This window comes from Parasphingomonas puruogangriensis, assembly GCF_036663635.1.
Taxonomy (GTDB): domain Bacteria; phylum Pseudomonadota; class Alphaproteobacteria; order Sphingomonadales; family Sphingomonadaceae; genus Sphingomonas.
Map to the genome: position 1 here is coordinate 38,362 of NZ_JAXOJI010000013.1, position 20,631 is coordinate 58,992.

24 protein-coding genes are annotated in these 20,631 nt (G+C 63.9%); 5 read left to right on the plus strand and 19 right to left on the minus strand.

Annotation, left to right across the window (positions count from 1 at the left end; all coding sequences use genetic code 11):
- Nucleotides 1-4 precede the first annotated feature (4 nt).
- A complete protein-coding gene (locus U1739_RS20560) occupies nucleotides 5-373 on the plus strand; it encodes a hypothetical protein (RefSeq protein ID WP_332710484.1) in 369 nt (122 codons plus the stop codon).
- 72 nt (nucleotides 374-445) lie between these two features.
- On the opposite strand, the gene U1739_RS20565 is transcribed toward U1739_RS20560, so the two are convergent.
- The 4 genes from U1739_RS20565 to U1739_RS20580 form a co-directional block, all read right to left on the minus strand.
- A complete protein-coding gene (locus tag U1739_RS20565) occupies nucleotides 446-3,157 on the minus strand; it encodes a toprim domain-containing protein (RefSeq protein WP_332710485.1) in 2,712 nt (903 codons plus the stop codon).
- 105 nt (nucleotides 3,158-3,262) lie between these two features.
- Nucleotides 3,263-3,598 carry an Ogr/Delta-like zinc finger protein gene (locus tag U1739_RS20570; protein WP_332710486.1) on the minus strand — a complete coding sequence of 112 codons (336 nt, stop codon included), beginning with the start codon at nucleotides 3,596-3,598 and terminating at the stop codon, nucleotides 3,263-3,265.
- A complete protein-coding gene (locus U1739_RS20575) occupies nucleotides 3,595-4,164 on the minus strand; it encodes a hypothetical protein (protein ID WP_332710507.1) in 570 nt (189 codons plus the stop codon). The genes U1739_RS20570 and U1739_RS20575 overlap by 4 nt, the downstream gene beginning before the upstream one ends.
- Nucleotides 4,089-4,328 (minus strand): YdaS family helix-turn-helix protein, encoded by a 240-nt coding sequence (locus tag U1739_RS20580; RefSeq protein ID WP_332710505.1) that lies wholly within the window; start codon nucleotides 4,326-4,328, stop codon nucleotides 4,089-4,091. Before U1739_RS20580 ends, U1739_RS20575 begins: the two co-directional genes overlap by 76 nt.
- Between U1739_RS20580 and U1739_RS20585 the strand changes: the two genes are divergently transcribed.
- Genes U1739_RS20585 through U1739_RS20600 form a run of 4 tightly spaced genes read left to right on the plus strand, consistent with a single transcriptional unit; the run spans nucleotide 4,230 to nucleotide 6,121 of the window.
- Complete coding sequence (locus tag U1739_RS20585; protein ID WP_332710508.1) at nucleotides 4,230-4,499, plus strand: hypothetical protein; 270 nt, start codon at nucleotides 4,230-4,232, stop codon at nucleotides 4,497-4,499. The two genes, U1739_RS20580 and U1739_RS20585, sit on opposite strands and share 99 nt — an antisense overlap.
- Nucleotides 4,499-5,155 (plus strand): XRE family transcriptional regulator, encoded by a 657-nt coding sequence (locus U1739_RS20590; RefSeq protein ID WP_332710506.1) that lies wholly within the window; start codon nucleotides 4,499-4,501, stop codon nucleotides 5,153-5,155. Before U1739_RS20585 ends, U1739_RS20590 begins: the two co-directional genes overlap by 1 nt.
- Nucleotides 5,155-5,748, plus strand: coding sequence for a hypothetical protein (locus tag U1739_RS20595; RefSeq protein WP_332710487.1), 594 nt, complete (start codon nucleotides 5,155-5,157; stop codon nucleotides 5,746-5,748). The genes U1739_RS20590 and U1739_RS20595 overlap by 1 nt, the downstream gene beginning before the upstream one ends.
- The gene (locus U1739_RS20600; protein WP_332710488.1) at nucleotides 5,741-6,121 is read left to right on the plus strand and encodes a hypothetical protein; all 381 of its coding nucleotides are present in this window, start codon (nucleotides 5,741-5,743) and stop codon (nucleotides 6,119-6,121) included. The genes U1739_RS20595 and U1739_RS20600 overlap by 8 nt, the downstream gene beginning before the upstream one ends.
- A gap of 23 nt (nucleotides 6,122-6,144) precedes the next feature.
- Here U1739_RS20600 and U1739_RS20605 read toward each other — a convergent pair whose 3' ends face one another.
- The 15 genes from U1739_RS20605 to U1739_RS20675 form a co-directional block, all read right to left on the minus strand.
- Nucleotides 6,145-7,152: a contractile injection system protein, VgrG/Pvc8 family gene (locus U1739_RS20605; protein ID WP_332710489.1), complete on the minus strand. Its 1,008-nt coding sequence runs from the start codon at nucleotides 7,150-7,152 to the stop codon at nucleotides 6,145-6,147.
- Nucleotides 7,149-7,535, minus strand: a complete 387-nt coding sequence (locus U1739_RS20610; RefSeq protein ID WP_332710490.1) for a phage tail protein — start codon at nucleotides 7,533-7,535, stop codon at nucleotides 7,149-7,151. Before U1739_RS20610 ends, U1739_RS20605 begins: the two co-directional genes overlap by 4 nt.
- Nucleotides 7,532-10,027, minus strand: coding sequence for a phage tail tape measure protein (locus U1739_RS20615; protein WP_332710491.1), 2,496 nt, complete (start codon nucleotides 10,025-10,027; stop codon nucleotides 7,532-7,534). The genes U1739_RS20610 and U1739_RS20615 overlap by 4 nt, the downstream gene beginning before the upstream one ends.
- Nucleotides 10,028-10,030: 3 nt before the next feature.
- On the minus strand, nucleotides 10,031-10,147 hold the full coding sequence (locus U1739_RS20620) for a GpE family phage tail protein (RefSeq protein ID WP_332710492.1): 117 nt from the start codon (nucleotides 10,145-10,147) through the stop codon (nucleotides 10,031-10,033).
- A gap of 14 nt (nucleotides 10,148-10,161) precedes the next feature.
- Nucleotides 10,162-10,476 carry a phage tail assembly protein gene (locus tag U1739_RS20625; RefSeq protein WP_332710493.1) on the minus strand — a complete coding sequence of 105 codons (315 nt, stop codon included), beginning with the start codon at nucleotides 10,474-10,476 and terminating at the stop codon, nucleotides 10,162-10,164.
- A gap of 86 nt (nucleotides 10,477-10,562) precedes the next feature.
- Nucleotides 10,563-11,075: a phage major tail tube protein gene (locus U1739_RS20630; protein WP_332710494.1), complete on the minus strand. Its 513-nt coding sequence runs from the start codon at nucleotides 11,073-11,075 to the stop codon at nucleotides 10,563-10,565.
- A 50-nt stretch (nucleotides 11,076-11,125) separates the two neighbouring features.
- Nucleotides 11,126-12,319 carry a phage tail sheath subtilisin-like domain-containing protein gene (locus tag U1739_RS20635; RefSeq protein ID WP_332710495.1) on the minus strand — a complete coding sequence of 398 codons (1,194 nt, stop codon included), beginning with the start codon at nucleotides 12,317-12,319 and terminating at the stop codon, nucleotides 11,126-11,128.
- An 11-nt stretch (nucleotides 12,320-12,330) separates the two neighbouring features.
- Nucleotides 12,331-12,687: a GPW/gp25 family protein gene (locus tag U1739_RS20640; protein WP_332710496.1), complete on the minus strand. Its 357-nt coding sequence runs from the start codon at nucleotides 12,685-12,687 to the stop codon at nucleotides 12,331-12,333.
- Nucleotides 12,688-12,692: 5 nt separating this feature from the next.
- Entirely contained in the window at nucleotides 12,693-13,244 is a 552-nt protein-coding gene (locus U1739_RS20645) for a phage baseplate assembly protein V (protein ID WP_332710497.1), read from the minus strand.
- A gap of 762 nt (nucleotides 13,245-14,006) precedes the next feature.
- A complete protein-coding gene (locus tag U1739_RS20650; RefSeq protein WP_332710498.1) occupies nucleotides 14,007-14,984 on the minus strand; it encodes a hypothetical protein in 978 nt (325 codons plus the stop codon).
- A 4-nt stretch (nucleotides 14,985-14,988) separates the two neighbouring features.
- The gene (locus U1739_RS20655) at nucleotides 14,989-16,866 is read right to left on the minus strand and encodes a hypothetical protein (protein ID WP_332710499.1); all 1,878 of its coding nucleotides are present in this window, start codon (nucleotides 16,864-16,866) and stop codon (nucleotides 14,989-14,991) included.
- A gap of 4 nt (nucleotides 16,867-16,870) precedes the next feature.
- Nucleotides 16,871-17,293 carry a hypothetical protein gene (locus U1739_RS20660; protein WP_332710500.1) on the minus strand — a complete coding sequence of 141 codons (423 nt, stop codon included), beginning with the start codon at nucleotides 17,291-17,293 and terminating at the stop codon, nucleotides 16,871-16,873.
- A gap of 62 nt (nucleotides 17,294-17,355) precedes the next feature.
- Nucleotides 17,356-18,843 carry a hypothetical protein gene (locus tag U1739_RS20665; RefSeq protein WP_332710501.1) on the minus strand — a complete coding sequence of 496 codons (1,488 nt, stop codon included), beginning with the start codon at nucleotides 18,841-18,843 and terminating at the stop codon, nucleotides 17,356-17,358.
- Entirely contained in the window at nucleotides 18,840-19,496 is a 657-nt protein-coding gene (locus U1739_RS20670; RefSeq protein ID WP_332710502.1) for a phage tail protein I, read from the minus strand. The genes U1739_RS20665 and U1739_RS20670 overlap by 4 nt, the downstream gene beginning before the upstream one ends.
- On the minus strand, nucleotides 19,486-20,394 hold the full coding sequence (locus tag U1739_RS20675) for a baseplate assembly protein (protein WP_332710503.1): 909 nt from the start codon (nucleotides 20,392-20,394) through the stop codon (nucleotides 19,486-19,488). Before U1739_RS20675 ends, U1739_RS20670 begins: the two co-directional genes overlap by 11 nt.
- Nucleotides 20,395-20,631: the final 237 nt, after the last annotated feature.

Consider the following 20,631-nt stretch of genomic DNA (forward strand, 5'->3'; position numbering starts at 1 on the left):
GTGCTTGCGCGGCGCGCTGGGCGCAGCGGGTGCATTCGACGGACTGGTCGAAGTGGCAGCAGCCGGCTTCGTCCTCGCACATGTCGTGCCGGCTGCAGCCGCAGCCGCGGCAGATCAGCGGATGACGATCGGCCGGCGTCTCACAAAGCTGGCGGTAGACCGCGATATCGAAGGGGAAGATCATGCCGAGCACGGCGAGGGTGCCATCGTGCCGCGCGCGCGCGCCGTCGCGCTCGAGGATCTTGATCAGGGCAATGGCGTCCGAGCGGTCCTTATGGGCAGGCGCCAGGCGCTCGGCGATCTGCTCGACGGTGAAGCCTGCCGCCTTACGGCGCAGCTGCAGGTAGCGGCCGGCGCTGATCTGCGCGGGTAAGGTGCCGGCCGTCTGGCTTTTGCCGGATCGCGGGACGAAAATATGACGTGTTCCATCGCTTCGATTCCTTCTTCAGCGGGTGGGGGTGGCGTGCGCGGGGTCGGCAAAGACCCAGCAATTGACGGTCTTTCCGCAGACGGAATTGACCGGCTTGGTCTCGAGGTACTTGCGGGCCTTCGAGGACTTCAGGAGGCGCTTCAGTTCGACCGTCTGGCACGGGAGCTGCAGTTTCCAGTCGGCGCACTTGCGCTCGAAATCGATCAGGCTGACCGCGATCACTTCGGGGTTCTTGCTGTGATTGATCGGGCGTTCGGGGTTGTGGCCCTCGTTCGCCGCGATGTAATCGAAGCGTTCCCAGAACAGCTCGACGTGCGGATGATCGCTCTCGACGGCGCGCTGGCGATCCTCGAGCATCTGATAGATGAACTCGTGCGCCTCGGCCGCGTCGCGATCCGACAGGTTCGTTACGACCAGGCGCAGCGCATCGAGCATCGCCGCCAGCTGGGCGTGGTTCTTCGCCAGCCGTCCGTTGCGGATGCCCGGATGCTTGATCATCGCCGCTTCGTACGTCTTGAACCGCTCGCGATAGGTGGCGATGACCTGCTCTTCGCGGCGCACGGCGTGGATCAGGAAGCCGGAGATATCGTCGCCGTCCATACCGGACAGCGTCTCTACGGCGAGCTTGCTGGCGGGGCTGAAGCGCGACTTGTCGAAGTGGATCGCCATGATGCGCTCGCGCATCGCCGGCGACGCCTCGACCGCGTCGTTCTGAGCGATGACGATCGCCCCGCGGAAGGGCGGCTCGAAGGTCTCCATGCCGCCATTGGCGATCGCGCGGGTGCGGACGGCGCGGCCGTTATAGGCGGTCTTCAGCTCGTCCCATTCGAAGCGACGGCCGTGCGGCGTATCCTTGTCGCGATCGCCCTCGATCAGGACGACGGGCAGGTTGCCGACCTGGCCGAGCGTGCGCGCGATGCCGGCGTTGGTCGCCTTGGTTGGATCGAAGCCTTCGTAATTCGAGCGGCCGGTCAGCTTCCAGAAGAACTCGAGCAGGGTGGACTTGCCGGTGCCGGGCAGGCCGGTCGCCTCAAGGAAGGCGAGGCTGTCGTTGAGCGAGCGCAGATGATCGGCGAAGAACGATGCAAACCAGAAGGCGAGCATCACCACGCCCTTGGGGCCGAAGGCGGTGATCAGGTGCGGCACCCAGGACAGGTCGAGCTTGTCGGGATCGTAGCGGATGCGAAGGATGCGCTCGGCCGTGCGCAGCTTCACCGACTGCTTGCCGAGGACGAAGTAATCCTCTTCGTTCGGCTCGTAGACGCGGCCCTGATGCACGGCGATATCGCCGAGGATCCACGCCTTGTGATCGATCGAATAGCCGGTGAACTGGATCGCTTCGACCATCCGGATCTGCGACCATTGCCGCATCATCAGCTTGTCGATCTGATACTGGCTGCCGACCCACTGCGCGCCAGGCGCGATCGATGCCATGCGCTTCTTGAACTCGGCGCTGGTGGTGCAAGCCGCGCCCGAGAAGGTCGCCTTCACGCTCGCCCGGTCGGACGGGAAATCTATGCGGAGAAAATAGGCACCTTCCTCGAGGTTCGGGTCGCGCTGGAAATACAGCGTGCGGAAGGTGCAGTTGGCCAGCTCGGCGATCGCGACCGCCTCGGCCGACGCCAGTTCCCAGCGCTCTTCCCACGGCATGTCCGCGAAGCCGTCCGGTCCCGCGTCAGGAGAGTCGGTCCATTGCTGGATGATGCCGTTGATGCGCTCGATCGAGAACGTCGCCCATAGCTGCCGGCCGGCGAACACGAGCGGAAACGATTGCGTCTTGTGACGCTGGTAGATCAGCAGCGCCTTCTCGTTGGAGCTTTCGGCAATGGTGACGCTGCCGTTCCAGCGATATTCGTCGAGGTGCGTCGGGGTGAGCCGGTCGCGCTGGCCGAGATCGTTCCAATCGAGCTTCTCGCCCTCGCCATCGACGCGCACCTGCGCGGCGCCAGCGAGCCAGCCGGCCTCGCGTGCCTGCTTGACGAAGCGGCGCGTGTATTCGGTGCCGGCCTTGCCGATATCGAAAGCAAAAATCAGCCTGGGCGGCGCGCGGTTGAGCAGAGCTGCGGCACTGCGCAGCTCGTTGAGCGCGGCCTCGGGATAGTTGTTACAGGACATGGCCGAGACGGCCGCGACCTTGGCCTTCTGGTTGAGGTCGATTGCGTCGAAGATGCCCTCGGCAATCCAGATCTCGTCGGCGATCGCGAGGTCGGCCATCGTCGTGCCGGGCATCTGCCACCACTGGCCGCGGTAGCCCTTGCCCCATGAGAAGAGCGCCTTCTTCTTACCGAAGCGCGCGGGCTGATCGATCAGCCGTTCCCAATGACCACCACCGGGCAGCGGGAACCGCACTGTCGCGGATCCGATGCCGAGATCCTGATCGTGATACCATTCCTGGCTAAACGAGCCGCGGATCCCGGCGAGGTCGAGTCCGCGGGCGTGCAGCAGATAGGCGTCGGCCGCGGCGTTCGGGTTTTCCGGGGTCTTCTTGTGGCGCTTCGACCAGTCGTCGAAAATGTCCGGGTACAGTTCCTTGACGTGGCCTTCCCAGCCGCACCGCTCGATGCGGCCGCATTTCAGCACCCAGGGCTTGTCGGTCCACGTCCAAAGCTCGCGCTGCCCCTTCGAGCATTGCGGGCATTTGCCGCGGCGCAGGTACGTGCCCTTCTCCTCGAAGCCGTAATCCTGCTTCAGGCGCTTGGTCAGTTCGGTGAGCAATTCGGTGCGCATGGAAGGGGGCAAATCTTTCGGGCAAGCGGGTGGCGTTTCCGGAAGCGGGGGCTTTTCCGGATCGCGTATTCAGCGGGAGCGGTGCGCAGCGGGGCTGCGCGGGGATCAGGTGATCATGAAGACAGTGGCGAGGGCGACGCCGATGCCGTGATCGTCGTTGGCCGGGGGTGACGTGTCGTCATTCGCCGGTTTCCGCTTCGGCCCGAGGTTAGGGTTCCCGAAAGGGAGGCGGATGGCCGGGTTCGGGCAGTGGCTCGCGTGGATCGTGTAGATGACCGACAGCTGCCCGACATAGGTGTGCTGGCAGTCGTCGTTGGTGCACATAAACCGCAGCTCGCGAACCATGGGACAGACCTCGCTGCTGCCGCGCACGATCGCGCGCGACTTGCAGTGCGGACATTCGATCGCCGGGATACGCGGTGTGTAATTACGCTTCTTCACTTCTTGAGCTCCCCGCTCATTTCCCCGCGCAACACGGCGTCACGCGGCAGGAAAGACTTCATGCGCTTGAGCAGGGCACCAAAGCGCCCGTGCGCCTGCTCGCCTTCGATCATGGCGCGCAACGCATCGTTCGGGCTGGCACCCGGCATGGTAAGGGCAACGCCGGCAGCGATCGCCTCGCCACACTCGCGAGCGGTGTCGGCCAGCTCACTGGCGAGCGCGACGCGGCACGCTGAACGCTCGATCCGCACGACGTCGAGCTGGAAAGCGTAAGCATCGAGAATTGGCGTACCTTCGCCGCCTGCCTCGCAATATGCAGCGTCGAGCGCGACGGCTTGCCGCATGTTCGGGCAGGCATCGTTATCAGGGTTCGCCCACTTGTAGACGAGCCCTTCGCCCTTTCCGATTGCCGCGGCGGCGACGGGATAGGTCAGGTGCCCAGCAACGCGCGCGACGGCGTCGGCGAAGGTGAGGGGCGTTCGAAGTTTCGTCACCGGGCTACGCTCCGGTGAAAAACGGCACCCCGATCGCACGCGACGCTCGGGATGCCAGGGGCTACGGCACATGCATCGTCATCGGCAGGGAGGGAGACCGAGGACAGTTCCGAAGGGTAGATATCAGGACGAAGGAGATGACGAGACACGCCAGTTTCCCGCTCGACGATAAGCACGAGTTCGGCAGGGAGGCGCTTACTGCTCTGCAGCCACTTCCAAACGGCGGGCTGGGACACGCCACAGATGGCCGCCAGGGCGGTTTGCGAACCCGCGATGGTAACTGCTTCGCGGAGCGCTTCGAACGGAGTGGCCATACAAGTCATAACCGCAGCTATGACAATGGTTATAGCAACGTCAAGTGCCAATCTGCGCTTTCGCGCTATTACCAAAGTAATAATGTGGCGTGATGACCCTAGGTGAACGGATTGAAGAGCGTCTGACGGCGACGGGGCTGTCGCAGTCAGAGCTGGGGCGGCGCATTGGCGTCTCTCAGGCCACGATCGCGCACCTCGTTCGCGGGCGCTCCGTGGGGTCGAAACACCTCCACGCTATCGCTCGGGGGTTAGGCACCTCGACGGCATATCTAGAGGGGCAAACGGACGACCCATCGGAAGGAGCTGCCGCTCCGCTTACCGAGCGCGACATCGCTGACCACTTAGACCTCGTTCCGATCAAGTCGGTCGATCAGGCGTACGGCATGGGCGCCGCTTTTGCCGATGAGGAGGCGATGGTTGATGTGCACCACTTCCCGCGCGCTTGGATCGAGCAACTTACGCACACCGCGCCCGTAAGCCTTACCTGGGCGCGCGGAAGGGGCGACTCTATGGCGCCGACCATCAATGACAACGACATAGTGTTGATCGACAGCTCAGAGCGTCGGGTCGAGGATCAAGACCTGATTTGGGCCTTCACGATCGGCGATATTGCGATGATCAAAAGGTTGCGTGTTCGGGGTGACAAGGTTACGATTCTGTCTGACAACAGTGAAGTCTCAAATGACACAGCGCATCCTGATGAAATAAATATCATTGGCCGAATTACTCGAGTTGTGAAACCCGTCTGATGATCCTACTCTATGTTAATGCCGCCGTAACGAACACTGGTGAGCCAGCAAGTGTGCAAGGCTTTTGGCCGGCGTGGATTGTAAACCCGCAGCAATATCAGTTTCTGAACTCTGCCAACCTTTGGATGGGTATACTCGGATTTATAATAACAGTAGCGGGTTTTTGGGTAGCTCTGCGGAGGCTTTCTGCGGTCAAAACGGCCGCCGACGCCGCTACTAACGCAGTAAATTCGTTTAAATTGAGGTTAACTCATTACGATGCAGCTAATGATGCGTCTGAAGCCCGATACGCACTGACTGCGACTTCCCGACATTTGGAATTATCAAGCTGGCGCGACGTCTCAGAAGGGCTGACCGACGTTCGGAGTGCTATGCTACGAACAACTAAAACTCTGGAAACCAAAGATACTAAACTGGCAGGGGAGGTACGACGCCTTCTTCTAGGTATGGCAAAAGTTATTTCCCTTATAGACGAGGGGTTAGCTGACCCGTCAAAGCTTCCGACTGCGGTGAGCACCAAGCAAATGATTCGATCGGCGACCGATACCGTTTTTAAAATACAGCAAGCGTTGCAGGAGCTTCCCGATGTCTAATGATATCAACGAGAAAAACTCAATTTTGGTCGATAGACTTTATAAGCAAACCAAATCGGGCAAAATAGATTGGCGTATGAACTCCTTTAGCAATGAGCCCGAAGTAAAGCTAAAGGACGTGACCTTAACTTTGCGGGGGGGAAACAATGCCAATGGTGCGCCTCTTGAGATTGTAGTTCTGGAGGATGGACTCGGAGGGCTAATCGACTCTTTTAATGATGAAGATCTGGCTGGCCAACCGATGGGTATCTCGGGATTCAATGATTACTTTTCTGCGATGAAGGCGATGCGGCAGAACGCCTTACGTCAGGCTTCAGGAGCAAATAAAGTAGTCGATGATTTGATAAATTTTCTTAGTGACGAAGACTCTTGATCGATAAAGATATAACGTAACGATTAGTATCGCTTCACGGTCTCCAACTTAAGCGCTGTCGCAAAGCCGTGTACCCCGAGTAGATGCGTTACCTCGCCGACTAGCCACTCGACGGCATCAATCGGCGCCTTGAACCCGGCGACGCTGGCCTTCTGCTCCGGATAGATATCGGGCCGGCCGAGCGCGAGCGATAGCGACAGGCTGACCGGCTGGCGGGCGGCGCGGCCTTTGGCTGAGGTCGCGGCGCGGCGCGCATCCTCTTCGGTCGCATAGGTGCGGCTGAGCTTGCGCGCGCTCTTGGCCTTGCCGACCGTCACTGTCTTGCGCTTCGCCTCGCCACGGTCGTGCCAATCGGCCTGCACGCCCTCGACATTCTCGCGCTTCTCGATGCGGAAGCTATGGCGATCGCCGTCGCGGCGCAGGATCCGCAACGCGGGAAGGGCGGCTCCGCTGGCAGTGACGCCGGCGCCGATCGGCGCGAAGATCAGTGCGCCGCGCTTGATCGTGGCAACGGCGTCGTGCTCGCGGCCAAGGCGGCGCAGGAACGCCATATCGCTTTCGCGGCTCTGTGCAGCCAGCTTGAGGGCAATGCCCGCCAGGCGCGGCGCGCAGCGGGGCTGCAGGCCGTTACGGCTGGCGATTTCGCCCACGACCGCGCCGAGTGTCGTATCGTGGCGCGTCGTTTCCCGGCGCACGCGCAGGTCACTGGTGAAGTCGGCCGAGCGCGCGCGGATCGTCACGATGTCGGGCGGGCCGCTATGCTCGACCTCGTCGACCTTGAAGCTGCCCTTGTCGACCAGGCCGGGCCGCACATCGCTGCCCTGTTTCCAGCCGAGCTGCACGGTGAGCACCGCGCCGGCCTTCGGCAGATCGAGCCGACCGTCGCTGTCATTGAGTACGATATCCAGCTGGTCGGCTTCGTCGCCGCGTTTCTCGGTGATGCCGAGCGAGATAAGGCGCGGGCGAATCGTGCCGGTCAGGTCGCGCCCATCGAGGGTGACGCGGAAGTCCGGGATATTGGCGATCGTCATGCGGCGTCCTCATCGACGCGGTAGAGGTCGAGCGTGAAGTCGATCTTGCGCGGCGTGCCGTCCTGCAGAAACTCCTTCTGTTTCTCGTCGACCCCTTCGATCACGAAGGCGCCGTAGATGCGGCCGGCGCCGTCGACCAGCGGCCAGGCGTCGCCACTTGCGGCCATGTCGCGCAGCTGGGCGAGCGATACGGCACCGTCGGCGATCTCGGCATAGGTCGCGCCGCCGAGCGACACGGTCTCCGCGCCGACGCCGACGAACTGCGTGGCGTCCCGCGCGCCGATGCGCGCGGACTTCGCGTGATTGTAATCCGAGCGGCGCTGCAGATCCTCGTAGGCGAGGGTGGGCAGCGAGAACACGAACATGCCAAGCGACATCATCATGCGTGATTGTCCCAGTCCTGCTGATCGGCGAGGCTTGCGCGGCTCCGCGCGGCTTTCTCGCGCTCGGTCGCTTCCAATTCTGCCCGCACCGCCTTGGCGATGGCGTGAGGATCCTGCCCGGCAAGGGGATAGATGTTGACCGTTACCGGCGCAGCGGCCGAGATCGCCACCCCGGCCGCGCCGCTACCTGCGCCTGGCGCGGACGCACCTGATGCTGCCATGGCCGGCATAGCGGCCCCGACTGCGATCGCTGTGGTCAGGCGTTTCAACAGGCTATCGAGCCGCGCGATCGGCGCGTCCTGGTTGCCCTCGATGCCGTTGGCCAGGCCGTCCATCATATAACCGCCGAAGCCGGCGAACACACGCGACGGGGAATGGATGCCGAGCTTCTGCTTGAACCATGTAGCGGCCGAGCTGGCAGCGCCGACGATCGTATTCTTGAGCGCACCAAGCATCGACATGATGCCGTTGATCAGCCCGCGGATCATGTTGCGGCCGACCTCGGCAAGCTGGCCGGGGACGCTGCCACCTAGCCAACCGAGCAAGAGCCCGATCGGCCCGAACAGCAGCATGCGCGGATCGAACTGCGAGAAGATGGCCTTGATCGCACCGATGCCGGCGAAGAAGGCCGTCTTGATCGATTGCCACAGAGCGCCAAACCACGCGCTGATCGCGCCCCATTTGCTGTAGATCAGGTACGCGCCGGCCGCGAGCAAGGCGATGCCGGCGACGATGCCGAGTGCAATGCCGATAATCGGTAGCAGCGACATCTGCGTATAGGTGGCGGCCGCGGCGAACAGGTACATCGGGCCGACGACGCCGGCGAGCGCAATGGCGCCGATGCCCAGGGCGATGAACAGTGCCGATAGGCCTGCTGCCGTGAGCAGGATCACGCGCGTGAGCGTTGGGTGACGCTGCGACCAATCCGCCAGGCGATTGGCGAATGCGCCGACCCGACCGAGCACCGCGTTCACGGTGGGCAGCAGGGTATTGCCGAGCGAGACCGCCAGCGCTGCGGCATTGACCTTCATCGCTTTGGTCTGCTCGGCCGAATCCTTCATGCGCTCGGCGAAGTCGGTATCGGTCGTACCGTTGGCAGCCGCTGCCTTGGCGCGGATCGCGCGATATTCCTCGAGGTTTTGGATGATGGGGCGTAGGCCCGCCTGCACCTGGGCGTCTTCGAACAGGAAGCCGATCTTGCCCAGATCGCCACCCGTGGCCTTTTTGGTCAGCTCCGCGATCGCTTCGAGCGGTGTCTTGCCCTCGGCATAGGCCTTCTTCAGCGACTTCGGCAGATCGATGCCGAACTTCGAGAAAGCCTTGATCGTCGCCGGCGAAGCGATCTTTTGAATGATGTTCGCCACGTTGCCCGCGGCCGTCGCGGAGTCGCCGGCGCCCTTGCGCGCGATCTGCAGGGCGGCTGACAGATCCGCGACGGCGCCGGTGCCGGTCTGGCCGAGTGCCTGATAGCCTGCGGTGAGGGCGGGAAACGCGCCGGCCATGTCCTTGATCTCGAACGCGCCCGCCTTGCCCGCCTCGGCCATGATATCGATGACCTTGCCGGTCTGCTCGATCGGAACCTTGAGGTTGTCGTTCGCGGCGAACGCGGCAGCCGACAAATCCGCGATCTCGGCCTCGTACGCGGTCGCCGCGCGGCCGATCGGCTTCATCATCTGCGTTGCCTTGGTCGGATCAAGACCGAAACCGGACAAAGTATCCACGCCCTTCTGCAGGTCGGCTGGCATCTGGTTGGCCGCGCGCGCCGCAATAAGCAGGCTGGCGCCCATCTTGTCCGCCTGCTCGCGCGTGAGGTTCGCCTTCTGGGCGATGTCCGTCATGCCGGACTGGAATTCCTGCGCCTGTTCGACGCCGCCGATGATCGGGCGGGCCATCGCCGCGCCGATCGCAAGCGACGACGCTCCGCCCGCGGCCATGCCGGTTGCGAGGCCCTGCCCGCGGGCGAACCGCTCGCGCGCCGCGCCGAAGCGCCGTTGACGATCGCTGGCCTGCTCGAGCCGGCGCGTCTGTTCCTGAAGCTCGCGATTGGTATCTGCGGCGCTGTCGCGCAGCTCGCGCTCGTGCCGCGCCAGGTCGGACGTGGATACGCCGGCCGCGCGCAGGCGATCGCGCAACTGCTGCAGCTCCTGGCTCTCGGTTTCGTGCTGGCGGGTGAGGCGCTGTGCCTCGGCGCGGGCGCGCGTGAAGTCGCGCGTCAGCTCGCGGGTGGGGGTGCCCGCCTGCTGCATCTCGCGTGCGAGCTGGCCAACGCGGGTTTGCGACGCCTGCACCGCCTGTTCGGTCGATCGCAGGCCCGTCTTCAGTTGGCGGAAGCCGGCGAGATCAGCCTGCGCCCGCTCGATCTCTTTTAGCCGATCGCGCGTGGCGCGTAGCGCCTGGCTGGCTCGCGACGAACCGTTGGCGATATCGCGCAGCGGCTTGGTGACGCGGTCACCGGCCTCGAGCAGCATGCGGATGCGGAGATTACGGTCCATGGGTCAGCGCTCGGATTGAGATCGTTTGGCGGCACGCATGCGCCAGCCCATCAGTTCGTTCACGCTCATTGGATCCATGACCGCTGGCGACCAGTGAAACACGGTCGCCAGATCGGCCATGACATCGTCGACGCTTAGTGGGAGGCCGTCGCCTTCGCTGCTCTCGGCAGCAAAAAATCCATTACCTCGCCGCCCAGCTGCATCAGGTCGGCCGGATCGAGCTGCATGATATCGGTCTTATGCAGGACAGGCGTGGTGATGCGCGGCAGCAGCGTCTCGAGGGCGGCATAGTCGAGCTGGCTGAGCGCCATTAGGGTAAGGCCGCGCAGCTCGCCGGCACCGGGCTTGCGGACGGACACGCTGTCGATCGTCTCGCTGCCACGGACGATAGGGGTGTCGAATGTAACGGTGCGGGTGGTGGGGGCGACGGACGCTTCGGGAATCTTCATGTCGATCCTTCGTGAAGGGGGATAGCGGGTGGGGCGTGGCGGGACGCCAATGGGGGAGGGCCCGGGCGGGGCCTCCCCCCGCGGCATTAGAAGATCCCCAGCGCGGCGCGGATCTCGGCGAAGCGGTCGACGCCGCCGACGATCAGGACCATGCCGAGCGCGTCGATCTCGATCTCGGTCGCACCGTTCCAAGTGAGCTTATAGTAGGCGACGGCCGTCTTGACCTTCATCTCGCCGCCTTCGCCGGGCTTCGATTCGCCGAGATCGATCTCTTCGTGACGGCCGCGCACGACGATCTCGATATTATCGACCGCGCCGGTGTCGTCGTTCTGATAGGCACCGACGAAGCGCAGCTGGACGTCAGCAACGCCGACCGCGCCGTACTGGCGCAGGACGTCGCGCATCGGCCCAGCGCACGTGAATTCCACCTCGATCGGCTCGCCGCCCATGTCGAGCTTTACGCCGGTGTCCATACCGGCGCCGCGATATTCCTCGAGCTTGCGGGTCAGCTTGGGCTGAGTGAAGGAATCTGCTTCACCGATATAGGCGACGCCGGCGTTGAAGATCATCATGTTCTTGAGCTTGCGGGGGAGGCCCATGGTCGTTCTCCGGAATCGTAGCGGGTGGGGTCAGGCGGGGCGTGCGCGGCTCAGCTGCTCGCGACCAACTCGGCAAAGTCGGCAAGGAATTCGTCGCTGATTTCCTGTTGCAGGCCGAGGGACTCGAGCGGCGGGACCGGCGTGTAGCGATAGCTGATCGCCAATTTTCCGATCTTGAGCGACTCGACCGGGTTCTTATCCGGATCGAAATACGCGACGGCGCCGAGCACCTGGCCGGCGCGCTTCAGCAGCCGGAACTTGGCGTTGATATCTTCGACGATGTCGCGCGCCAGGCTGGGCGTGAGCGGCTTGTCGATATACTCGACCAATCCGGTTGCCATCGTGTCGGCGAGGATCTGCGCGGTTCGCGTGGCGCTTTCGAACACGAAATCGCTATCGGCCGGCGCAGTCGTGCGGTTGCCCCAAAAACGCAGGTCGCCGTTAATGCGCACGATCGTGGTGATCGCCGCGGCGTTGAGCAGGTTGGCATCGCTATCGAGGCTCTGCAGGTCGAAGCCGATATCGTGAGCCAGGCCGGTGACACCGGCGACGGGGACGTTGGACAGCGTCTTGTGCCAGCCCAGCTCCTGATCGATCCGGGCGCGCAGGCCGAGGGCGCGGGCGACCGCAAAGCTGGGCGCGGTTGCCCCGAGCACGCCCTCCGGTGCGATAAAGTCGGGATAGAGCAGCATCAGCTCGCGCGCCGTAAAGTTGGCGCGATAGGCGATCACGTCTTCGAGCGTGGCGCCGAGCGCCGCAGCATAGGCCATCCCGCGGAGCTTGGCCGCGACGATCGACAGCTGCGTCGCGACAGGCTGGGTGTCGAGGCCGGGGGCGCCGATGATGCGGGGCTTCACGCCGAGCTGCGCCTCGGCCGCGATCAGCGCCTGAAGGCCGGTCTTCTGGCCGGCGACAACGCCGCCGATCACGTTGAGGTTGGTCGCGGCCGCATCGACGCCGGCTGCGACGCGAACGACGACGACGGGCGTGCGCACCTGGCCGGCGATCGCCCGCAGCGCCTTAGCCAACGTGCCGCCATCGCCGGCGACCAGGATCGCCGCGGGCAGGTTCTTGACCAGGACCGGTCGATTGAGCGGGAAGGCAGCGTTGAGCGCCGCGAGCCCCGCTGCCGCAACAGTGGCGGTTGCAACCAGGCCGATAACGCCGGTCGCGATCGTGGCGATCGAGCGATCGGCGCTGGCGACTTCGGTAACGGTAATGCCGTGCTGGTAGGGGTCGGCCATGAGAAATCCTTTCAGGCAGGAAGGGCGCTGAGCGCGCGGACGGGGATGGAGAGATCGATGGCGGAGGCCTGGGCGATATCGGTGCGCCGGCCGGTGATGGTCAGCACGACGGCACTGGCGGAGGATCCTGCCGCCAGGGTGATGCGCGTGGCGCGCAAGCGGCGCTCGTGGCGCTGCAGGGCAAGCGCACTGGCGGCGAAGAGGCGGACGCGGCCAAGCGCATTCATCGGCTGATCAAGCAGCTCAGGTACGAGCGAACCGTATTCGCGGCGTCCGATGCGGGTGCCGAGCGGCGTACCGATGATGTCGGCGATCGATTGTTGCAGGTGATCGCTGCCGGCGATCGGCGCGCCGGTGCGGGCGTTCATGCCGTTCATTCCGGATCGCCCGACTTATCGGTGCCGGCCTTGACCAGGCCGTGCTTGTGCGCGGACAGCTTGATACCCTTACCGGTGATCTCACCCTCGGCCACGATCGTGCCAGTGAGGGTCAGGTTGCCGTCGAGATCTACATCGCCCTTGACCGTCAGGCCCCCATCGGCCTGGATCGTGACCGTCGCGCCCGCGGGCAGGATTGCGCTGAGCGCGTGCGCGGTCGCGTCATAGGAGATCCGCGCACCATCGGCATGCTCGACCAGCTCGATATCTTCGGAGGACGGGGCCGGGCGGGCATTCGAAAATAGGCCGGGGAATACGATGCCGGCAGCGGTGTCGCCTTCAGGGCAGATGAGCAAGCCCTGCTCACCAACGCTCACCGGCGACCAGGTGCGGGTGGCGCCCGAACGGCCAGCAAGCCATGGAACATCACCGGTGACGATGTCCCCGGTGCGGAAGCGACACGTGCCGGCCGCGAGATCGACGGACACGACCGTGCCGAGACGGATCAGGTCTCCAATCAAACGCTGGCTGTCGGCAGGGTCGCTCATGCGCGGAGCATGGCGCGGGGTGCGAAGCGATGCGCGCGTCCGCTCTTGTAGAAACGATTTCTACAAGAGCCCACCGCAGGTATGCACTCTCAAATCAACGGCCACCTGGTGAGGCTAGGCTGATTCGCGTTGATGCCCCGCGCGACGAAGTTGCCTAGTTATCATCCCCGCAGTCCGAACAACTTTGTTTGGCAGCACGCCGTCACGCCACTGTGCGTGTTTCGACCAAAAAATAGGCACTATCGTTATTCGACTAGGACGCTCGCAGCGTCTTGGACTAAAGCCCGCGAGCCGTGTGGGGCGGCATTGGGGTGGGTGACATGAATATTCTAAAGTGGCCGATGTGCTTAATCGGTCGGCATGAACGCAATAAGGATGCAGCCTATGTAGGGCCCGCTGGTGTTTACCAATCCGTGTGCTCTGGCTGCGCGCGGAGGATGTGGCGCATGCATGACGGATGGAGCACTAAAGAGCCGTCGGAAAGCACCCCTTGGAACGCTGGATAGTTGCCCGAGGATCAGCCGCCCTCCCAATGATTAGGATTGAAAGGGGCTAATTTACGTTAGCCGAGCCGTTGTCCAGTCAGCGTATGCTGCCTTGAAATAAAACTTCAAGGCTGAATGTATGTGGCAAAGGTTTTGCGCATGGCTATCGAAATGGATCGACGATCATCAACCCGCCTCCGTCTGCGAACGCCCCGAGTGCACGCGTGAGAACCTTTGCCTTGACTGTTGGGCCTATTGGGCAACGCCGTAATCGCGGTCAGGCGAGCACTACGCCTAGCGGGCTGCCCGCTCCAGTGCCGTCGCCGCGGAGCGCCTGATACCAAGCCAGCACTTGCACATCGGTGAGAATCTTCGGCACATTCGCCACAAACGCGATATCGTCCGACGCCAGCAACGCCGCGCCGCCAGCTCGAAGGGTAGGCGTAGAGGGCCGGCCGCCGCCAGCTACCGTAGCAGTCGTCACCGCTGGGAGAGCGCCCGCCGCACCCGCTACGATAGACCCGAGGCCGTTAATGCTGCCACGCGCGCAGACGAACAAATAATCCGTCGTGCCAGGCCACGGTATATAGGCGGGGCCGTTATTGTAGGTGCCGTTTTGCGTGTTGTGGAATCCGATATATCCCGGCCCAGGAGTATATACCCAATACAAGCCGGTAATGACGGTGTCCGTCGCAATGACGCCACGTGAGACGTTCCCGGCTGGCTTCTTCAGCACCGCAATATAGGTTTGGTCGCCTTCTGCTGGAACCCGACCGAGGTCAATTCGAACGCCGCCTGCGAGCGTGACGGAATGCGGGTTGATGGTCAGCGCCCCGATTGCCGTTGCCCGACCAATCGACGCCAGCAACGTGCCTGCCGTGCCGCCGGACGCACCGAGAACGATCGTGGGTGTGCTGGTATAGCCCGCTCCTGGCGTAGTGAGCGTCGCGGCGGTAATGACGCCGCTGCCGTTCACGGTATAGTTGCCGGTCGCGCCGTTCCCGCCGCCGCCAGTCGTCGTCCAGTTATAGTTGCCGGGGGTCTGACCGGTGCCGGCCGTGCCGATCGCGATGCCAGTCACGCCTGCGCTTGTCGCGCTGGGCGCCGCATGGTTGAGCAGGGTTGCCGCCAGTGTACCGCCGAAGACATACTCGGCGATCAAGTCGGGCGCGATGCCTTCTGGAGTGTAAGGCGTCAACAGAACGTCAACCTGCGCCAGGATGGCATCGGGCATGGTGAGGATCGTGGCGGTCATTGCATCATGCTCCAAGAGTCAGTTCGAAGATCGGCGCCCAGTTATCCATGCGCGCGTTGAGCCCGCCGATATCGGCGACGATCGTGTCGCCCATGGTGTCGGTGAGGTTGCCGCCAGCGGTCAGCAGCGTGCCCGCGCCGAAGCCGTAGCGGACCTTCATGCCTGCCGCCGGCGCAACGCTCGGCTGGATACGGACAGTCTTGCCGATGATGGTCGGCAGGGCAGCTAGCGTGATGGCCGCGCCGCCAGAACCTGCAAGCGAGAAACCGTAATTGGCACGCTGCCCGCCTTCCAACGTAGTGCGCCATGCAAGCGCCCCGCTCTCCGGGGTGAAATCGACATAGATGTACGTGCTGTCGTAGCGAGGCTGCGGCATCTTGGGCTTCAGCAACCCCACCCACGGCTTGCGATCGATAACGACGCTCTGAAAGACGCGCGCATAGTAAGCGCTGCGCCAGTCGTTCCCCGCTGCGGTCGCATGGACGTTGGACGCGATGTTGGCCGCATGCGGGATCATGTACGCCGGGCACGCCATCCAGAAATTAGGCAGTGTGCTTGCCATTTCGAGCTGTTTCAGCGCGAGGTACGGATCGGACGGGTTGGCCGTATTGTAGATCGCGTGGCCGAACACCTGATCCATGATGCAGATCACGTCGTCAGTCTGGCCGTAGCTCTTGGCCTTTGCGTCCCATCCGGCTCGAATGTTTACTACTGTGGTCGCCCAAGTGGTGGCCGGGGTGTTGACCTGATAATCAGACTCCGCTTGGGCCAAATCCATTGATGGCACGATGAAACGCTTTCCAGCCGCTAAAGCGAGCTCGGCCGCAGCGTCGATGTCTGCGAGCCCGTTGTTGTACGGCACGGTGCCGACTGCGAGGTTGGCGATTGCCTGCCCGCCGCTGCCTTCGCTTGCGCAAATCAGGCGATAGTCCATGTCGGTATGCGCGAGGCCGTAATCGGCCAAGATGCGCTCCTTCACCATAGACGAGAAGCCGACAAGGCCGGTCGCGCCGGCCCCCGTACCTGCGGCATCGACGAGCGGGACCAGCGACGTGCGACGGTTGGCGGGCGTAGGGTTGTCCCCTGGCCGCGCGCCACCGATAAACATCAGGTTATCGTACGGCTGCGTCGTCGTGCGCACTGCGGCATCCGCGCCCATCGACCGCGACTGCCCGTAAGCGATGTGCAGGACGTAGTTGCCTTTGAACGTGCCTTGCTTCTTGACCGCGCCGAAGTTGGCGATCTGGGTTAGGGTGAGGCCGTTGATCGTATCGACGCCGACCAACCGCCGAGCAGCGAGAGCGCCATCGTTTCGGAAGCCGCCGCTGAAGCGACCGTAAATGTCACCCCAAGTCCATGAATAGCCGCGCACCACCCCGGATCGAAACGGCGTACTGGCGAGAACGCCGGCCGTGATGGTCGCGAACTTGGCTTCAAGGATCGAGAGAAGCAGCGCGCCGTTTTCCCGGAACACGGCGAACACGCGGCCTGCTCCATCGGCGAACCCGCCAGCGAAGCCTTTCATCGCGATCAACTTGATACGCGCCGCTGCGCCAACGAGATTGAGTGCCTGGTCGCGGGCCAATACCGCATCGATGGCGGCCTGTAACGACCGCATGATATACGATCCGAACGCGCCCAAGCGGAGATCGGCCGCGACCACACCGAGCGGGTTCGTGCCCTGCAGGCTTGCCGCGACCGATCTCACCGCGCTTTCCTCGCCGAGCTCTAGGTCGGCACCAACAACTTGGACCTCCTCGCTGGTCGCGCCGGCGACAAGCTTCTTGAGCGATGCGCGCTTGGCGATGGGGCCGTCGAGAATGAGAACTGTCTCATCGCCGTTGGGTTCTACCTTTTCGGGCAGCGCTGAGATCTTCGCCATTCGACTAGTCCTTTGCTGGCCAATGCGCTTCCGCGCCGGCATTGAAATTCGAAAGGGCGCCCGCCGACCAACTGGCGATCGTCGCCTCGAGCACGTTGCTGGCGGCGCGGATCGCGTCGATCGCCAGGCGCCGAAGCCGTGCGGCAGCAGCTTCCGGCGTGGCCTCGCCCGCAAGTGCGGCGATCGCCATCGCAGCGTTGTCGTTGGCCTGCTGTTCAAGGCTGGCGACGGCGAGGATCCTCCGGCTGGCCTCTGCCTTGATGTCGCCAATCGCGACGCGCAGCAGCTGCTCGCGCGTCGGCTTGCGGATCGGTGAAAGCTCTGGCTTCCCCGACGCGTTGACAAGGATCGAGCGCCCGCTGCCTTGGCCAGCGATCATGTCGCGATGCCGCTTGGCCGTGATTTTAATCGCGTCGGCCGGGATCATCGCCGGCGTATGGATCGCAGTGTCGAAGAAGCCGGGCGCGGACGCGCTGAAATAGATCATGATCAATATCCCAGCATGATGATGTCGAAGCCATCGAGACGAACGTCGTTGCCAGAGTCGCGCTGCAGCTGGATCTGGCAGCCGAAGCGATCGGGCGCGACGAGCTGAGGCCACATGTTGCGGTTGAGCGATGGAGCGGGCAGCCAACCCGACACGCTGCCGGCGAGCGGGCCGTTGGGAAAGACGGTTGGCCAGCTGAACGACGGCGCAGCCTCGTACGTCATGACGGATCGGTACTGGATCCACTGAACGATGAGCCCGCCCGGCAGCGAGTAATAGCCGTTGGGCGTCAGGCTCTTGGCGAGGCCGGCGAGCGCGGCTGGCGTGATCGCCTTGCCATTTTCCAAACCGGCCATGATCTCGGCCGCACTGGCAACCGGGACATTCAGCGCCACGTCGCCCTGCAGGTCACCGCCACCTGTAACAAGACCCGAACCGGAGATGACACGGTAGAGCGGCACCTTGGCGCCAAGCATGGCGAGGATACCGGCGATCGAATCGGGGGTGAGGGCCACATTGCCGAGAAGGCCGGCCTCAGCTTGGGCACGGGTGGCGGCCGGCACCGTCAGGGCGCGATCGGCGCTGAGCGGGCCGCCACCGGTGATCAGGCCGGAGGTGCCGAGCTGGCGAGCGATCGGCACCGCACCGACGTCACCCGCGTTAAGCACAGCCGCGCCCACCTTGCCGTTCACGCTCGAGACCGGCGCCGGCGTGGAGATTTCCAGCCAGTTGGCAAGCGTCGTCGCGGGCATCGACTGAAGGACGTAGATCAGGCCGCTATCGGCGCGCACCGCAAAGTCGCCGACCGTCGCGGCGAGTGCGAGCATCTGCGCCTGGTTGGCGACGGGCCAAACGTCGATCAAGTCGATCGGCGGGCGCTGCGAAACGAGCAGCTTGCCGTCCGGCCCGAGCGTAGCGACGCCGCTAGGTACGCCGAGGCGCGCGGCCGTGACGTAATTGTCGAGCACAGCCTTCAATACCGCGGGCGTGATAGTCTTGTCGGCGACCAGGCCGGCGAGCGCCTCGGCAAGGGTGGAGAGATAGGCGACACCCATTTCCGTTTCGGACGCGGGCGGGTTGAGGAAGTTGGTATCCCCAAACTGGACGAGGGCGGCCTCGCCGGCGAGGAAGCGGAGATCGGCAACGAGCAGGAACGTGCTGACCTCGGCCTTGCCGAGGATGGCTGTCGGCTGCGCATAGACCGCAAACAGCGTGCCATCCTCGAGGTACAGGCCGATCGCTCGCGTGGTATAGGCGTCGGCGCTCGAATCGCGGATGACCAGGTGCACGGTGCGATTGTCGGACGCCTTGCCCGCGACGCTGGCAACGCGCTTGAATTCGCCCGGCAAGGCGGTCAGCGTGGGCGCTGCGGTAATGACGGAGGCGCTGAGCCCGGCCGAGACGATGCGCACGGCGTTGGTGCCGCCAGTGATGGCATTGACCATCGCGGCGCGGCCGGCGTTGGTCAGCACCATGGATAGGGCCGTCATGCTGCACTCCCGTCGATAAATTGGCCGGCATCGTCGGTGAGCGGCTCGCCATTCTCATCCTGCAGAAGATCGCTCCAAGGCTGCGTGGCGTCGCCATCGTTTGCCGCGACATCGATCCGGCGATAGCCGGATGCCTGCACGGCCATGAACGGCCCGGGCAGGGTGGCCAGGTTGAGCTGCTGCACGAGCACCAGGTGTTCGCGGACCGGCTTGGCCTTGCTCACCTCCTCGACGATGGTACGGGCGTAGGCGGCTGACACGCGCGTGCCGCCCGCGATACCGTCGCGATCGATCAGCGGCAGGCGCAGTTCGAAGGTGCTCGGCTGCAGCCGCGGCGTCGCTTGGAACCATTCGACCAGCTCGAGCAGATCGTCGAACGACTTGAGCACTTGGTCGACAGCCCAGCGCGTTCCCTTGCGGCGTTGTTCCTCGATCGTGCCGGCGACAGCAACGCGCTTGTCGGCGTCACTCCAATCCGGATCCCAGCGATCGGTCGACAATGCCCAGGCGAGCCAGGGCAGTAACTCGACCGGACACAGGGCCGGGTTCCACAGCGCGCCGAGATCGAACGGCACGGCGCCGGCGCGTGCGATGGCGAGCGACAAGCTGCGCTCGAGCGTCGTCGCGTTGGGCGGGAGGAGATCAGTCGGCAACGCCGGTCGCCGATACGCTTATGCCGACGCAATGCGCGGACTGGGTGCGACTCACGACGACGTCGGCCGCGGGGCTGATCAGCTTCACGTTCTGGACGCCTTCGACGAACATCGCGTGCGTTATCGCGGCGCGCACGGCGTCGGCGCCAAGACGGCCGCTGCGCTCTACCCAGGCGGCCGTGCCAGCTTGGGCAGCGGCGAGGATCAGCGTTTGATCGGGACCGGCCTTGAGGGTCAGCTCGGCTTTGATGGCGAAGGGCACGATCTGCGCCGACGCGACTGTGACAAGATCGCCGAGCGGCCGAATGCGGTTGCCAAAATCGACGCCGAGCACTTCCTGCACCGCCTCGATCTGATCGGCCGAGGCCGAACCGTCGCCCAGGCTGGACAGGATAGTGACCAGCACTTCGCCGGGCGCCGGGCTGGTCGCGCTCGCGTCAAGGATCGTCGCATCAGCCGAGCGGGCATGGTAGATGTAGGCCAGTTCGGGGCCGGCAACCGAGAAGCTCTCCGGGGCGAGCACGATACGCTCGCGCAATGCTTCGTCCGATTCGTAGACCGGATCGATGCCGAGGGCGGCGTCGCCGGGATCGAGCGTGAGCCGGAACACGCCGACCAAGACAGCGAGTTGATCGAGATTCGACCCCGTCGCGTATGCCGTCATGACCTGGCGCGCGCGATCGTTGAAACTCTGGCGTACCAGCACTTCACGATAGGCGGCGACCTGCAGCACCTTCACGACCGGATCGGAATCGACGGTCGCGTCAAAGCTGGGCAGCAGTTCCTGCAGCCCTGCCACCATATCGTCGAAAATCGTCTCGAAAGACAATTGCTCGACGATGGTCGGCGCGGGCAGGCGCGACAGATCGACAGTGGTGGAGGTGGTCGTGGAAGCCATGGCGGTGCCATGTCGTCGCGCGCGGGACGCGATGGCTAGGTCGCGCTCTTGTAGAAACGGTTTCTACAAGAGCGGACAGTCCGCTTTGGTGCTGCCGATGACGGTATCAAGCGTCGGATTATGGTGGAGGCTGTGTGGAAACGCGCTGATATGCTATGATCATGGTCTGATTTGGGAGGCCGGTGATGGGGCGTTTCATCGAAGGTTGCGATCGGCGGCAGCAGCTTTTCCTGCCTG